This is a genomic window from Aeromonas sp. QDB63, from assembly GCF_027707425.1.
In the GTDB taxonomy this organism is placed as follows: Bacteria; Pseudomonadota; Gammaproteobacteria; order Enterobacterales; family Aeromonadaceae; genus Aeromonas; species Aeromonas caviae.
The window spans coordinates 213,943-228,754 of record NZ_JAPCIS010000001.1; the positions used below are offsets into that span (position 1 = coordinate 213,943).

The window sequence follows — 14,812 nt, forward strand, 5'->3', positions numbered from 1 at the left end:
CCCGAAGGTGAGTTATGGGGGCTAGATGCCCAATAAAACCACTTTGATCCACTTTTCTCCACCATGAAGTTTAAGGACGAGCAGGGGGCTTTTCAAGCAAGGATCTCGGGCATGGGGAACATATTGACGCAGCGTGATGAGACTACCGATTAAATGAATTGATTTTCCACAAGTTATTTGTGTTACCCGCAACTCGATTAATTTTCAGCAATTAAAAAACTGACAAATTGCACGAATAAACATCAGCCATGCAGGCCGCGCTTCTCCAGCGCCATCACGATATTCAGAACATGGAAAAATTCCACATAACAGATTGATATAAAATACATTTGTTAAACATAGCTAGCCCAACAGTAAATATCACGAGTCAACCGAGGCAGTACTTTATGGTTAATAAAAAGAGCCTTGCGATAAATCGCAAGGCTCTTCAGGAAAGAGGTCGGAGTCGGCCTGTAAGCCGGGTTCTGTACCGGGTTGCCCCGGGTAGCAATCATTCCTCTAGGCCAGCAATCGCTCACTGGCTCAAGCAACCTACCCGCCCCCAACGCGGGCCGCGCCAATAGGGGCCTATTTGGTCTTGCTTCGGGTGGAGTTTACCGTGCCACGAACTGTTGCCAGTCGCGCGGTGCGCTCTTACCGCACCCTTTCACCCTTACCTGATCCCTTGCGGGCCATCGGCGGTCTGCTCTCTGTTGCACTGGTCGTAGGCTCGCGCCCCCCAGGCGTTACCTGGCACCCTGCCCTATGAAGCCCGGACTTTCCTCCCCTCCGCCCGTCTGTCCCGAGGGACACAACGACGAAGCAGCGATTGCCCAGCCAACTCCGAGGCGCGGATTATAGCCTCGTGAAGCGGACGGGGTAAACCGGCAATTCCCGATTACGGCAATTAATGATGCTCGAGACCGTACTTGTAGAGGGCATTCTTCTTCACCCCGTGGATCTCGGCGGTGAGGGCCGCCGCCTTCTTGAGCGGCAGCTCGGCCACCAGCAGCCCCAGGGTGCGGATCGCCTCCGCAGGCAACTCGTCATCCACCTTGCTGGCACCGGCGACCACCAGCACGATCTCCCCGCGGCAACGGTTATCGTCCTCTCCGAGCCAGGCCAGCATCTCGGAGGCGGGCAGACCGTGGATGGACTCGAAGGTCTTGGTCAGCTCGCGGCACACCACCACCTGGCGCTCACCAAGGATGCGAGCGATCGCTTCCACCGTCTCCTGCACCCGGCGCGGCGATTCGTAGAACACCAGAGAGCGGGTGTCTTCGATGACGGCTTGCAGGCGATCATCCCGCCCCTTGGCCTTGGCCGGCAGGAAACCCTCGAAGGCGAAGCGGTCGGTGGGCAGCCCGGCGGCGGACAGCGCCGTGATGGCGGCGCAGGGACCGGGCAGCGGCACCACCTTGACCCCGGCTTCACGACAACGGGTGACCAGGTGATAACCGGGGTCGCTGATGAGCGGCGTCCCCGCATCGGAGACCAGGGCCACGCTCTTGCCCTCCTTGATGCGGGCGATCAGCACATCCGCCTTTTGCTGCTCGTTGTGATCGTGCAGAGCAAAGGTCGGTACCGAGATCTGGTAGTGGCTGAGCAGGATCCCGGTATGCCGGGTATCCTCGGCGGCCACCAGATCGACGCTGCGCAGCACGTCCAGTGCTCGCTGGGTGATGTCGGCCAGATTGCCGATCGGAGTGGGGACTATATACAGGGTTGGGATGTCACTCATGGGAGCTCCGAGTGTCCCGACAATTGTGTCGCCATATTGGCCCGTTTACACTATGGAGAATTTCAACACTGGTCGGGGAATGAACTTGAACCGGGTTATAAAGCAGCTAAGTGTATCACGACTCTTCGGCATCCTACTCGCGGCAGTCCTGCTCGCCGCCTGTGCGTCGGAGCCCAATCAATCTTCCGGACAACCCGGCATGCCGTCAGCCTTCTCGGATCTGACCAAGAATGCCCAGTGGTATCTGGAGCAGGTGGATCCCGCCAAACCGGCAGAGGCCTTCGTGTGGCAGATGATGGCGGCGCGCAGCTATCTGGCGCTCGGCCAGGCCAAACCGGCTGCCGCCCTGTATCAGCAGTTGCAGAAGCAGGCGAAGAGCCCGGTGCAGCAGGCGCAGTTGCAACTGCTGCAGGCACACCTGCTACTCGCCCAGGGCAACGCCAACCAGGCGCTGATCCTGCTGGAAGGCAAGCCGGATGTGGTGCTGGATGCCGATACCCAGAAGGACTGGTACCGCCAGCGCGTGGTGCTGCAGCTCGACATCAACAACAAGTTTGGTGCGGCCAAGTCGCTGATCCTGCTGGAACCTTATCTGGCCAAGAATGAGCTGGCCACCAATCACCAGCAGATCTGGTCGCTGCTGAAAAGCATGACCCCCTCCACCCTGCAGGCGCTCGAAGAGGAGCCAGCTCCCGATGTGACCACCGGCTGGCTGCGTCTTGCGGCGCTGGTGAACGAATTCGGGGCACAGCCGAGCCAGCTGGCCCGCCAGCTTGCCGGCTGGAAGCAGAGCTTCCCTAACCACCCTGCCCAGAGCGACATGCCGGCCGGCCTTGGGGATCTCGCTACTACGGACAACGGTTCGCTGCAGCAGATCGCCGTCTTCCTGCCGCTCTCCGGCAACCTGGAGGCCCAGGGCGCCGCCATCCGCAACGGCATGTTGATGTCCTACAAGGAAAATCAGAGCCAGTTCACCCTGAACTTCTATGATACCCAGGGCAAGGCGATGGGGGACCTCTACAAGCAGGCCATTCAGGAAGGGGCCAACATGATCATCGGCCCCCTGCTCAAGGATCAGGTGGAGGAGCTGCTCAAGTCGAGTCCGACCGTGCCGGTGCTGGCGCTCAACGAGCTGGACAAGCCAATCGTCAACGACAATACCTTCTATTTCTCGCTCTCCGCCGCTGCCGATGCGAGCCAGGCTGCCCAGTACCTCTATGGTCAGGGCTACCGCAAGCCGCTGCTGATCGCGGCACAAGGCCGGATTGGCTACAGCAGTATCAAGGCGTTTGAGCAGGCCTGGGCCGGCGTCAGCCAGGAGAAGCCCGTGGTTGCCACCTTCGGGGCGCGCAACGAAGTGCAGGGCATGGTCAAGAACGCTCTGAGCGGCCGTTCCACGGCACGAGCCGGGGAGATTGTCCAGCTGTCCGATGCCGCGCCGCGCAGCATCGACGCCGTCTATGTGGTGGCCAACAGCCTGGAGACCCGGATGATCAAGCCCTATGTGGACATCTCGGTCAATCCCATGGGCAGCCTGCCCATCTACAGCAGCTCGCGGGGATACGACGGCGGGACGACCGAGGTGGCATCCGAGCTTAACGGCATGCATATCTCCGACATGCCACTGCTGCTGGGTGGCTTCGAGACGCAGCGTGAACAGATTGCCCTGCTCTGGCCCCAGACCCAGGGCGACCTGCTGCGCCTGTTCGCCCTCGGTTACGATGCCGTCAGCCTGGCAGGCAACCTGCCGCAAATGCGCAAGGTCAATGCCATGCAGCAACCCGGCATGAGCGGCCAGCTGAGCGTGGATCCCCAGGGCAACATAGTGCGCATGCTGGACTGGGCCACCTACCAGAATGGCAAGCTGGTCAGCGACAGCGCCGCCCCCCAGCTGGAGGATGCGACTCATGAAGAGGCTACTGACACAACTTCACCAGCAGTGGTTGAACCTGTTGCCGTCGGCAGCGACGAGCAAGGGACAACACTTTGAGCAAATAGCGGAACGCTGGTTGCAGGCCCGCGGCCTGCAACCCGTGACCCGCAACTACCGCTGCCGTGGCGGCGAGATCGATCTCATCATGCGCCAGGGGGAGACCCTGGTGTTCGTTGAAGTGAGATATCGCGCCAACGCCACCCATGGCGGTGCAGCCAGCTCGGTCACCCGGCGCAAGCAGCACAAGATCGTGCTGGCCGCGCGCCACTATTTCAAGCAACATGCCATCAATGAGGCCAACCAGGCCTGTCGATTCGATGTGATCGCGTTCGAGGGCGACCAGCCGGACTGGATCCAGAACGCGTTTTAAGAGGACCCCATGACTGATCCCATCAAAGAGAATTACACCGAGAGTATCCAGACCAAGATAGCTGCCGCCGAAGCACTGCCGGATGCCATCCATACGGCAGCCCAGATGCTGACCATCTGCCTGCTCAATGGCCACAAGGTGATGGCATGTGGCAATGGTCCTTCCTCGGCATTGGCACAGCTGTTCATTTCCGAACTGGTGAACTGCTATGAAACTCCTCGCCCCTCCCTGCCCGGTCTCGCCCTGACGCCCGACATGGCGACCATCAGCGCCATCGCCACGGATCACGGTTTCGAAGAGGTCTATGCCAAACAGATACGTGCTCTGGGACAACCAGGCGACATCCTGGTGGTCATCACCACGACAGGCAACAGCCGCAGCCTCATCAAGGCTGCGGAGGCCGCCCTCTCCCGCGACATGACCATCATTGTTCTCGGTGGCGGAGACGGGGGAGAGATCGCCGGTCTGCTGGGCCCCAATGACGTGGAGATCCGCGTTCCTTCCGCTCGCCGTCCTCGTATTCTGGAAGTGAACCTGTTGACCCTGCACTGTCTCTGTGACCTCATCGACCAGACACTTTTCCCGCAACAGGAAGACTGAAACCATGAAGAAGCCTATTCTCGCTCTTGCCCTGCTGACTGGCGTCCTGCTGCTGCAAGGCTGTGCTGCCGTGGTGGTCGGTGGCGCGGCTGGCACCGCCAAAGCGAGCGGCGATCGCCGCACCCTGGGTGCCCAGTGGGACGATCAGACCATAGAGCTGAAAGCCGCCAACCTGTTAGCCGACAACAAGCCCCTGAGCGCCGCCAGCAAGATCAGTGTCTACAGCAACAACGGCCGTGTGCTGCTGGTGGGTCAGACACCTTCTGACGCTTACAAACAGGAAGCGGGTAGAATCGTGAGCCGGGTTGAAGGGGTTCGCCATGTCTACAACGAACTGCGCCTTGGCAAACCAGTCAGTATCGGCGTGCGCAGCAATGACACCTGGATCACCTCCAAGGTGCGGGCCGACATGCTGGGCACCAAGAACTTCGACAGCGCCAAGGTGAAGGTTGTCACCGAGAATGGCGAGGTATTCCTCATTGGGCTGGTCACCCGCCAGGAAGGGGATCAGGCCGTGGAAATCGCCCGCCACGTCAGCGGCGTTAAACAGGTGATCAAAGCCTTCGAGTTTGCCCAGAATTGACCATCTGGCAGGAAAAAAAACGCAGCCTTCAGGCTGCGTTTTTTATTTGATGACTTTCAGGGTCGGGCGACCGCTCGGGCGCGGTGGTTCCGGCTCGGGGTCAACCGACGTTGGTGTCTGTGCCTGTTCCAGCCAGAGGTCATACCCGGGCTCCGGCGGGAACAGGGTCCCCACTCCATTCTCCCTGGCATGGATGGCCAGTACGGCCGCCATGGGGATATAGACCTGCTGCGATACGCCACCGAAACGGGCGCTGAAGCTGACAGCGTCATTGTCCATGTGGAACTGGCCCACGGCCCGGGGGGCTATGTTCAGAACAATCTGGCCATCCTGCACGAACTGCATCGGTACCATCACATGGGGAATATTGGCATTGACCACCAGATGGGGAGTCAGATCGTTATCCAGCAACCAGTCAAAAAACGCCCGCAGCAGATACGGGCGACTGGGTGTCATTGTCGGTTCCATGCTCATACGCCGGCACGGATCTCGCGCTCGGCCTCGGTCAGGGAAGCCTGGAAGGATTCACGCTCGAACAGGCGAACCATGTAAGCCTTCAGCTCTTTGGCGCCACGGCCGGTGAAATCGATGCCCAGGCTCGGCAGACGCCACAGCAACGGCGCCATGTAGCAGTCGACCAGACCGAACTCTTCGCTCATGAAATAGGGCATCTCGCCGAAGATGGGGGCGATGGCCAGCAGGTTGTCACGCAGCTCGGCACGGGCGGCTTCGGTATCGGTGCCCGCCATGATCTTGTCGGCCAGAGAGTACCAGTCCAGCTCGATGCGGTGCATCATCAAACGGCTGTTGCCGCGCGCGACCGGATAAACCGGCATCAGGGGCGGATGCGGGAAACGCTCGTCCAGATACTCCATGATGATGCGCGAGGTGTACAACGCCAGCTCGCGATCCACCAGAGTCGGTACAGTGTTGTACGGGTTCAGCTCGGCCAGCTCATCCGGCAGGTTGGCAGGATCAACCTGGCAGATATCCACGCTAACACCCTTCTCCGCCAGGACAATACGCACCTGATGGCTGAACATATCGTTGGCACCGGAAAACAGCGTCATTACCGAACGCTTATTGGCAGCTACAGCCATTGAACCCTCCCGTCATTAAAAAGCAGAAACGGCAATGAAGCATGTCTGTCTTCATTGCCGTGCGTCATATTACTCCGATCTGGTCGCTTAGTGAACGTCGCGCCAGAATTCCTTCTTCAACAGCACAGTGAAGATGAAGAAGATAGCGATGAATCCGAGTACCCAGAAGCCCATACGTTCGCGCTCCTGCTGCACCGGCTCAGCCGAGTAGACCAAGAAGTTTACCAGATCCAGTACCGTCTGATCATATTCTTCGTTGTTCATTTCACCGTTGCCGTCAGATTTGATGCTGACGACTTGCTGCATCTCCACGCCATCCAGGGTGTGCGTCTTGAACTCGGCGCGGGGCGTCCCCTGCAACGGCTCCAGCACATGGGGCATACCCACGGACGGGAAGACGGCGTTGTTCACCCCGAATGGACGGGTCTCGTCCACGTAGAAGGAACGCAGATAGGTGTAGATCCAGTCTGCACCACGCACCCGGGCAACCAGAGTCAGGTCGGGGGGCGGCGCGCCGAACCAGCGCGCAGCATCCTTCTCGGACATGGCGCTCTTCATCAGATCGCCGATCTTGGCGCCGGTGAAGACCAGGTTCTCCTTCATCAGATCGTCCGGAATGCCAATGTCAGCCGCCACCCGGTTATAACGCTGGTACTGGGTGGAGTGACAGCCGGCACAGTAGTTCATGAAGGTGGCGGCCCCCCGTTGCAGGGATGCCTTGTCACTCAAATCGTACTCCGCCTTGTCGAGAGGGAAGCCACCGCCAGAGGCCAACACCAGACCAGGTAGCAGGGCCAGCACTGCAAAAATTATTCTTTTCATTTGAATGTCACCCTCTCCGGCAGCGGCTTGGTGTTCTCATTCTTGCTGTAGAAGAACAACAGGACGAAGAATCCGAAATAACCCAGAGTACAGAGTTGTGCAATCAGCGTCAGGGTCGGGGTTGATGGCAGCACGCCCAGCACCCCCAGGATAATGAAGCAGACCACGAACTGGGCGATGTTCAGCTTGTGCAGGGTGCTGCGGTAACGCACCGAGCGCACCTTGCAGCGATCCAGCCAGGGCAACAGGAACAGCACCACGATGGAGAGGCCCATCATGATGACCCCCAGCAGCTTGTCCGGCACCGCACGCAGGATGGCGTAGAAGGGGGTGAAGTACCAGACCGGAGCGATATGCGCCGGTGTCTTCAGGCCGTTGGCCACCTCAAAGTTCGGTTTCTCGAGGAAATAGCCCCACATGTCCGGCTTGAAGAAGATGATGGCACAGAAGAAGAACAGGAAACCGGCTACCCCGATCATGTCCTTCACGGTGAAATAGGGGTGGAACGCGACCGCATCCAGTGGCCAGCCGTTCTCGTCCTTGTGCTTCTTGATGTCGATACCATCGGGGTTGTTGGAGCCCACCTCGTGCAGCGCCAGGATATGCATGGCCACCAGCATCACCAGCACCAGCGGCAGAGCGATGACGTGCAGGGCAAAGAAGCGGTTCAGGGTTGCACCCGAGATGACATAGTCCCCCCGGATCCACAGGGTCAGATCGTCACCGATAACGGGGATGGCACCGAACAGCGAGATGATGACCTGGGCCCCCCAGAACGACATCTGCCCCCAGGGCAGCAGGTAACCCATGAAGGCCTCGGCCATCAGTACCAGGAAGATCAGCATGCCGAAGATCCACAGCAGTTCCCGTGGCTTCTGGTAAGAGCCGTAGATCATGCCGCGGAACATGTGCAGGTAGACCACGATGAAGAAGGCGGATGCCCCGGTTGAGTGCATGTAACGCAGCAGCCAGCCGTAATCCACATCCCGCATGATGTATTCCACGGAAGCGAAGGCACCTTCCGCCGAGGGGTTGTAGTTCATGGTCAGCCAGATGCCGGTGATGATCTGGTTGACCAGCACCAACATGGCAAGCGAGCCGAAGAAGTACCAGAAGTTCAGGTTCTTGGGCGCCGGATACTTGGCCATATGGTCGTTGTACATGGCCGTGAGCGGGAAACGATCATCGATCCAGCCCATGAGTTTGGCAAACATGGTCAGGCCTCCTTGCCATCGGCACCGACCAGAATGGTGGTGTCGCTAAGAAATTGGTATGGCGGAATGACCAGGTTCAGCGGTGCGGGGACGCCCTGGAACACTCGACCAGCCATGTCGAATTTGGAGCCATGGCAGGGGCAGAAGAAGCCGGAAGTTACCCCTTGAACCTGCTCGCCGAAGCTGTCGGGCAGATAGGAAGGGGAGCATCCCAGATGAGTGCAGATGCCAACGGCCACGAAGATTTCCGGTTTGATGGATCTGTAGCCATTGTGGGCATAGTCCGGTTGCTGTGGCTCGTCTGACGCAGGATCCCGCAGCTTGTCATCGTGTGCAGCCAGAGCATCCAGCGTCTGCTTGGTACGCTTCACCACCCAGACCGGTTTACCACGCCACTCGACGCGGATTAGCTGACCCGGCTCCAGCTTGCTGATATCCACTTCAACCGGGGCGCCTGCCGCCTTGGCTTTGGCACTCGGATTCCATGACTTAATAAACGGCACTGCGGTAAAAGCAGCTCCTACACCGCCAACGGCAACCGTTGACCAGGTAAGAAATCTGCGGCGACCGGTATCAACTGGCGCATTGCTCATCCAAAAACTCTCCCATGTGGACTCCGCTCATTCTTATAGTGTCCCTGTTTACTTCTCCTCTCCCTCTGACAACTGCGATGGAAGCGGAGTGGCAATTGACACAGAAAGACCATGGAAATTTTAAAGAAAAGATAACAATTTGACAAGAAAGGGAGTCGATGGGCAAAAACAATAAATACACAATTTTTTGTCTTTTGTGACGTATGCTTAGCATTGTCACATGTAACATTACCAATAAAAAAAGCCTGGCAAATTGCCAGGCTTTTTTGACACTCCTGAGAGTGCGTACCAAAAGCGAATTAACGCTTGGAGTACTGCGGACGCTTACGCGCTTTGTGCAGACCGACTTTCTTACGCTCAACCTTACGGGCATCACGAGTAACAAAGCCAGCTTTACGCAGTTCGGAACGCAGGGTCTCGTCGTACTGCATCAGAGCACGAGTGATACCGTGGCGGATCGCACCAGCTTGACCGGAGATGCCACCACCGTTAACGGTAATGTACAGATCCAGTTTCTCGGTCATCTCGACCAGTTCCAGCGGCTGACGAACTACCATGCGGGCAGTCGGACGGCCGAAGTATTGCTCCAGGGAGCGCTGGTTGATTACGATTTTACCGCTACCCGCTTTGATGAATACGCGAGCAGTGGAGCTTTTGCGACGGCCGGTACCGTAGTATTGATTTTCTGCCATGTTGCCAGTTCCCGTTAGATATCCAGTACTTGAGGTTGCTGAGCAGCATGAGCGTGCTCTGCGCCTGCGTAAACTTTCAGCTTACGGAACATGGCACGGCCCAGCGGGCCCTTCGGCAGCATGCCCTTGACGGCAGCTTCGATTACCATTTCCGGCTTACGCTGAATCAGCTTGTCGAAGCTGATGGACTTGATACCACCCGGGAAACCGGAGTGAGCGTGGTACATTTTGTCGGTAAATTTCTTACCGGTTACGTGTACCTTCTCAGCGTTTACAACGATGATGTAGTCACCGGTGTCAACGTGCGGAGTGTACTCGGCTTTGTGCTTACCACGCAGACGAGCAGCGATCTCGGTTGCGATACGACCCAGAGTTTTACCTTCTGCGTCCACAATGTACCAGTCACGTTTTACGGTTTCTGGCTTGGCAACGAAAGTTTTCATTAAGTTAAACCCAATTACCTGTTACAGACCCAATTGCTTATGGGGGCTCTCCCACAAACAACAAACGATGGCCTACCTGTACCCCTTCGAATACAAGTAAAGCTTAAAGTGTTGCTGTCTTATCGACAGCTGTAACGTGGGCCGGGCGATTATAAGTGAAGTTGCCTTAAATATCACCTGCTAATTTCACTGCCATGAAGCTAGCAAATGTCGCCCGACCCTACCTGCCGCAGATGCCCATCCGACTGGCAGGCGCGGTATTGTGACTAAGGAAGGTGCACTCTGGCAAGGTATTCGTGCGATTGCATCTCCTGAAGCCGTGAAAGGCAACGCTTGAATTCGAAATTCAGCAAGCCTTCGCCATAGAGCCCGGTCATGGGGACCGCCGCCGATATGATGAGCTTGACGTGCCGCTCATAAAACTCGTCCACCATGGCGATGAAGCGGCGGGCCGCGTCATCCGTGCCGCTGCCCATGGGTTGCACATTGGCCAGCAGGACAGTGTGGAACTCACGGGCCAGTTCGATGTAGTCGCCCTGGGAGCGTGGAGTACAGCACAGCTGTTCAAACTCCATATAAAGCACCCCTTCCCCCACGCCCAGTGCACTCAGTTGGCGATGGTTGACTTCCAGTGCGGCGGCAGTCACCTGCCCAATCCCGGTCAACTGGCTGAAATAACGATCCAGGTTGCTCCTGGCCTGCTCATCCAGCGGGAAGTGATAGATCTCTGCCTGTTCAAGGGTTCGCAGCCGATAATCGACACCGCCATCGACATTGATCACCTCGCAGTGACGCTCGATAAGCGCGATGGCTGGCAGGAAGCGAGCACGCTGCAACCCGTTGCGGTAGAGATCCTGAGGGGGAATGTTAGATGTGGCCACCAGCACCACGCCATGGCCAAAGAGTTCCTGGAACAGAGTACCGAGCAGCATGGCATCCGTGATATCCGAGACGAAAAACTCGTCGAAGCAGATGACGTCGGTCTCATCGGCCAGCTTGCGAGCGATCAGCTTGAGCGGATCGGACTGACCGGTCAGCCCTTTGAGCTCATCGTGCACCCGGTGCATGAAACGGTGGAAGTGGATGCGCAGTTTGCGCTCCCCCGGCAGGCTCTCAAAAAAAGTATCCATCAGCCAGGTCTTGCCTCTGCCCACACCGCCCCACATATATAACCCCTGGACGGGGTCACGGGTTTTCGGCTTTTGCAGCCAACCCAGCAGGCCACGGGATCTGGTCGGAGTCGGGCTTGCGCACAGATCCTGATAAAGTCGCTCCAGGCGGGCGACTGCCATGGCCTGGGCCGGATCGGCCACAAAGCCGGGGCGCTGCAAATCCTGCTGATATTTTTGCTGCGGGGTCATCCTGTAAACCGCCTCCAAGTCCCTGAATGAGGGACAAAATGGTATCACGCTCTCGGGGGGCACGGTATAGTGCCAACGAGGCGTTGCGGTCCATCCGACCGCTTCAAATTCATCGTGTTAGCTGTAACAAGGAGCTTCTATGACTCTGTTTAACGGGATCCTGCTGGCGATCGCCGCCCTGATCATCGGCGTGCTGATCGGCCGCTTCTCTGTCCGTAGCCGGGATGCCGGACGCCTGGAACAGGAGCTGAAAAAAGCCCACAAGGAGCTGGAAAGCTACCAGGGGCAGATCACCACCCACTTCGCCGACAGCGCAGCCCTGATGGAGCAACTGGCCGAACAGTACCAGACCCTTTATCGCCATATGGCGGAACAGAGCAAGTTCCTGGCCAAGGTACAGGAACCACTGTTCCGCGAACCCGAAGTGGAAGAAACAGGCGATGCCGCCAACAGCGAGGAGCCGGGCCTTCCTCCCCGCGATTACGCCGGTGCGTCCGGCCTGCTCAAGCAGCCGGGCTGATCGTCGGTTGAACTAATTACGCTTTATCGTGGTCAGACCTTGACGATTGCACTGCAACTTTTTCTGGGAGCTGTTTCTCATATGCGTAAATCTCTTTCTGTATTCAGTGTCTTAGCCCTCAGTGTCGGTATCGCCATGTCCTCAGCACCGGCGCAGGCCGCACTGCCCCTGATGGCGAACAACCAGGAGATGCCGAGCCTGGCCCCCGTCCTCGAGCAGGTGACCCCTGCCGTGGTCAACATCTCCGTCTCTGGCAAGAAGATCACCCGCCAGCGCCTGCCGGAACAATTCCGCTTCTTCTTCGGCCCCAACATGCCTGACGAGCAGGTGAGCGAGCAGCCCTTCCAGGCGCTTGGTTCCGGCGTCATCATCGATGCCAAGAAAGGCTACGTGATCACCAACGCCCACGTGGTCCACGAGGCGGACGAAATCAAGGTCAACCTGAAGGATGGCCGTGAGTATGCAGCCAAGAAAATAGGGGAAGACAAACAGTCGGATATCGCCCTGCTGCAAATCAAGGCCGAGGATCTGGTGCAGATCAAGTTCGCCGACTCCGACGAGCTGAGAGTCGGTGACTACGCGCTGGCCATCGGCAACCCGTTCGGCCTGGGCCAGACCGTCACCTCCGGCATTGTCAGCGCCCTGGGTCGCAGCGGCCTCAACATCGAAAATCTGGAGAACTTCATCCAGACCGATGCGGCCATCAACTCCGGCAACTCGGGCGGCGCCCTGCTCAACCTGCGCGGGGAGCTGATCGGCATCAACACCGCCATCCTGGGCCCCAACGGCGGCAACATCGGCATCGGCTTTGCCATCCCGTCCAACATGGTGCGCGATCTCTCCGAGCAGATCGTGAAATACGGCGAAGTGCGCCGTGGCCAGCTGGGGATTACCGGCACCGAGCTCACCAGCGAAATCGCCAAGACCTTCGGCTACAACAAGAAGGACGGTGCCTTCGTCAACCAGGTCATGCCTGACTCCGCTGCCGCCAAGGCAGGCATCAAGGCAGGCGACATCATCATCAGCATCGATGGCAAGCCCATCCGCTCCTTCGGCGAGCTGCGTGCCAAAATCGCCACCATGGGGGCCGACAAGCAGGTCTCGCTCGGCCTCATTCGTGACGGCAAGGAGCAGACCGTCAAGGTCACCCTGAAGAAGGCGGATGACAGCGAGATCCTGGCCAGCGCCCTGCATCCCGCCCTGGAAGGGGCCAAGCTGAGCACCATCACGGACCCCGTGACCGGCGTGGCAGTCTCCGACATCGATCCCCGCTCACCGGCAGCCGCCTCCGGCCTGCAGAAGGGTGACATCATCATCGGAGTCAACCGCCAGCGCATCAACTCCATGGGTGAACTGACCAAGGTGTTGAAAAACAAGCCGGAAGTCCTGGCGCTGAACATTCAGCGCGGCGACTCCTCGCTCTATTTGGTGATCCGTTAAGCCCCTCACACCCGCGGCAACCGCCGCGGGTGATTTTTATCCATCGATAATGTTATTCTCTGCCCGCAGCCTGTACGGACGAGAAAGACATGAAAATCCCACCTCTGATCAGCTACTTGGGCAAGTCCGTCGGCTTTGGCCTCGCCATGGCTGCGCTTTTGTTGCTGGTGTTTCCCAATTTTCGCGGCGGCGCCCCCCTGCCGGGCCTCATCACCAATGCCCGCGAGCTGAGCTTCTCCTACGCGGCCCATCGTGCCGGCCCTGCCGTCGTCAACATCTACACCCGCAGCTTCGCCGGCAATCGCGGTGAAAAAGCCGAACTCAGACCCCAGGGGCTGGGGTCCGGCGTCATCATGAACCAGCGCGGTCACGTGCTCACCAACTATCACGTCATCGCCGATGCGGACCAGATCATCGTCGCCCTGCAAGATGGTCGGGTATTCAGTGCAGAGCTGGTCGGCACCGACAAACTGACCGATCTGGCGGTGCTCTACATCGAATCGGACAACCTGCCGGTGATCCCTCAGGACCCGGATCGTCTGCCGGACGTGGGAGACGTGGTGCTCGCCATCGGCAACCCCTACAACGTCGGCCAGACCATCACCCAGGGCATCATCAGCGCCACCGGGCGTATCGGCCTCTCCAGCATGGGGCCGGACAGCAATGGCAGACAGGATCTGCTGCAAACCGATGCCGCCATCAACGAGGGCAACTCCGGAGGCGCCCTGGTCAATGGCCGTGGCGATCTGGTGGGTATCAATACCGCCGCCTACCACCTCAACGGCAATCAGGAGAGCTATGGCATCAGTTTTGCCATCCCCTACAAGCTGGCCAAGCGCATCATGGACGAGCTGATCGCCAACGGTCGGGTCATCCGCGGCTACCTCGGCATCTCCAGCGTCGAGATCAATCCCATCGTCGCGCGCATGCTGAACCTGGGGGACTTGCAGGGGTTGGTGGTGGAGAGCCTGGATCCCAATGGCCCAGCCACCAAGGCCGGTCTCAAACGTGGGGATGTACTGCTCAAGATCAACGGAGAGGCCATCACCGGCGTGCGTCCCGTCATGGACAAGATCGTAGAGAGCCGCCCCGGCACCAAGCTCACCATCTCGGTGATCCGCAACGGCAAGCCGCTGGACGTCGATGTCATCATCGAAGAGGACCTGCGCTAGCAGAATCAGACCCTGCCGACCAGCAGTGCGGCACCCGCCACCTGAGAGGCGGATCCTCGCAGGGCCCGACAGGGCCCTTTTTTGTGCCCGCTTTCCTCCGGCCCCGCTTGTGCGTGAGACAGCTCACACATTGCGCCAATAAACGATCGGGCGAAGGCGCCGTCAAAACCCGCCACCGATCACACTCCCTTGCCGCCAGTCCGCTCCTTTCCTCTTCTTGATCGCCAAAAGGGCTTCTTTTGATGCCTT

At 58.7% G+C, this 14,812-nt stretch carries 16 protein-coding genes and 1 other RNA gene; 7 read left to right on the plus strand and 10 right to left on the minus strand.

What is annotated here, in order from left to right:
• Nucleotides 1–437: 437 nt before the first annotated feature.
• An RNA gene (gene rnpB / locus PG879_RS01065) (RNase P RNA component class A) lies at nt 438–824 on the minus strand.
• 62 nt (nt 825–886) lie between these two features.
• The gene (gene rsmI / locus PG879_RS01070; protein WP_180907140.1) at nt 887–1,720 is read right to left on the minus strand and encodes a 16S rRNA (cytidine(1402)-2'-O)-methyltransferase; all 834 of its coding nucleotides are present in this window, start codon (nt 1,718–1,720) and stop codon (nt 887–889) included.
• Between the two features lie 199 nt (nt 1,721–1,919).
• On the opposite strand from rsmI, the gene PG879_RS01075 reads away from it, so the two are divergent.
• The 4 genes from PG879_RS01075 to dolP are packed head-to-tail and all read left to right on the plus strand — an operon-like array spanning nt 1,920 to nt 5,206.
• Nucleotides 1,920–3,710 (plus strand): penicillin-binding protein activator, encoded by a 1,791-nt coding sequence (locus PG879_RS01075; RefSeq protein WP_233466711.1) that lies wholly within the window; start codon nt 1,920–1,922, stop codon nt 3,708–3,710.
• A complete protein-coding gene (locus PG879_RS01080; RefSeq protein WP_080770042.1) occupies nt 3,628–4,023 on the plus strand; it encodes a YraN family protein in 396 nt (131 codons plus the stop codon). The genes PG879_RS01075 and PG879_RS01080 overlap by 83 nt, the downstream gene beginning before the upstream one ends.
• Nucleotides 4,024–4,032: 9 nt before the next feature.
• Nucleotides 4,033–4,623 carry a D-sedoheptulose-7-phosphate isomerase gene (locus PG879_RS01085; protein ID WP_010675848.1) on the plus strand — a complete coding sequence of 197 codons (591 nt, stop codon included), beginning with the start codon at nt 4,033–4,035 and terminating at the stop codon, nt 4,621–4,623.
• A gap of 4 nt (nt 4,624–4,627) precedes the next feature.
• Nucleotides 4,628–5,206: a division/outer membrane stress-associated lipid-binding lipoprotein gene (dolP, locus tag PG879_RS01090; protein WP_109421763.1), complete on the plus strand. Its 579-nt coding sequence runs from the start codon at nt 4,628–4,630 to the stop codon at nt 5,204–5,206.
• 42 nt (nt 5,207–5,248) lie between these two features.
• On the opposite strand, the gene PG879_RS01095 is transcribed toward dolP, so the two are convergent.
• From PG879_RS01095 to zapE, 8 genes are all read right to left on the minus strand, one after another.
• A complete protein-coding gene (locus PG879_RS01095) occupies nt 5,249–5,680 on the minus strand; it encodes a ClpXP protease specificity-enhancing factor (RefSeq protein WP_029314842.1) in 432 nt (143 codons plus the stop codon).
• The gene (sspA, locus tag PG879_RS01100) at nt 5,677–6,306 is read right to left on the minus strand and encodes a stringent starvation protein SspA (RefSeq protein ID WP_039040485.1); all 630 of its coding nucleotides are present in this window, start codon (nt 6,304–6,306) and stop codon (nt 5,677–5,679) included. Before sspA ends, PG879_RS01095 begins: the two co-directional genes overlap by 4 nt.
• Before the next feature lie 87 nt (nt 6,307–6,393).
• Entirely contained in the window at nt 6,394–7,128 is a 735-nt protein-coding gene (locus tag PG879_RS01105; RefSeq protein WP_104454878.1) for a cytochrome c1, read from the minus strand.
• Entirely contained in the window at nt 7,125–8,342 is a 1,218-nt protein-coding gene (locus PG879_RS01110; RefSeq protein WP_010675853.1) for a cytochrome b, read from the minus strand. Before PG879_RS01110 ends, PG879_RS01105 begins: the two co-directional genes overlap by 4 nt.
• 2 nt (nt 8,343–8,344) lie before the next feature.
• On the minus strand, nt 8,345–8,935 hold the full coding sequence (gene petA, locus PG879_RS01115; RefSeq protein WP_010675854.1) for a ubiquinol-cytochrome c reductase iron-sulfur subunit: 591 nt from the start codon (nt 8,933–8,935) through the stop codon (nt 8,345–8,347).
• A gap of 299 nt (nt 8,936–9,234) precedes the next feature.
• Nucleotides 9,235–9,627, minus strand: coding sequence for a 30S ribosomal protein S9 (gene rpsI, locus PG879_RS01120; RefSeq protein WP_005336286.1), 393 nt, complete (start codon nt 9,625–9,627; stop codon nt 9,235–9,237).
• A 14-nt stretch (nt 9,628–9,641) separates the two neighbouring features.
• A complete protein-coding gene (gene rplM / locus PG879_RS01125) occupies nt 9,642–10,070 on the minus strand; it encodes a 50S ribosomal protein L13 (RefSeq protein ID WP_005336289.1) in 429 nt (142 codons plus the stop codon).
• A 266-nt stretch (nt 10,071–10,336) separates the two neighbouring features.
• Entirely contained in the window at nt 10,337–11,431 is a 1,095-nt protein-coding gene (gene zapE, locus PG879_RS01130) for a cell division protein ZapE (protein ID WP_041214026.1), read from the minus strand.
• 139 nt (nt 11,432–11,570) lie between these two features.
• Here zapE and PG879_RS01135 point away from each other — a divergent pair, with 139 nt between their 5' ends.
• From PG879_RS01135 to degS, 3 genes are all read left to right on the plus strand, one after another.
• Nucleotides 11,571–11,951 (plus strand): YhcB family protein, encoded by a 381-nt coding sequence (locus PG879_RS01135; RefSeq protein WP_010675856.1) that lies wholly within the window; start codon nt 11,571–11,573, stop codon nt 11,949–11,951.
• An 81-nt stretch (nt 11,952–12,032) separates the two neighbouring features.
• A complete protein-coding gene (locus PG879_RS01140) occupies nt 12,033–13,391 on the plus strand; it encodes a Do family serine endopeptidase (protein WP_029314844.1) in 1,359 nt (452 codons plus the stop codon).
• An 89-nt stretch (nt 13,392–13,480) separates the two neighbouring features.
• Nucleotides 13,481–14,563 (plus strand): outer membrane-stress sensor serine endopeptidase DegS, encoded by a 1,083-nt coding sequence (degS, locus tag PG879_RS01145; protein ID WP_052814454.1) that lies wholly within the window; start codon nt 13,481–13,483, stop codon nt 14,561–14,563.
• Nucleotides 14,564–14,812 lie beyond the last annotated feature (249 nt).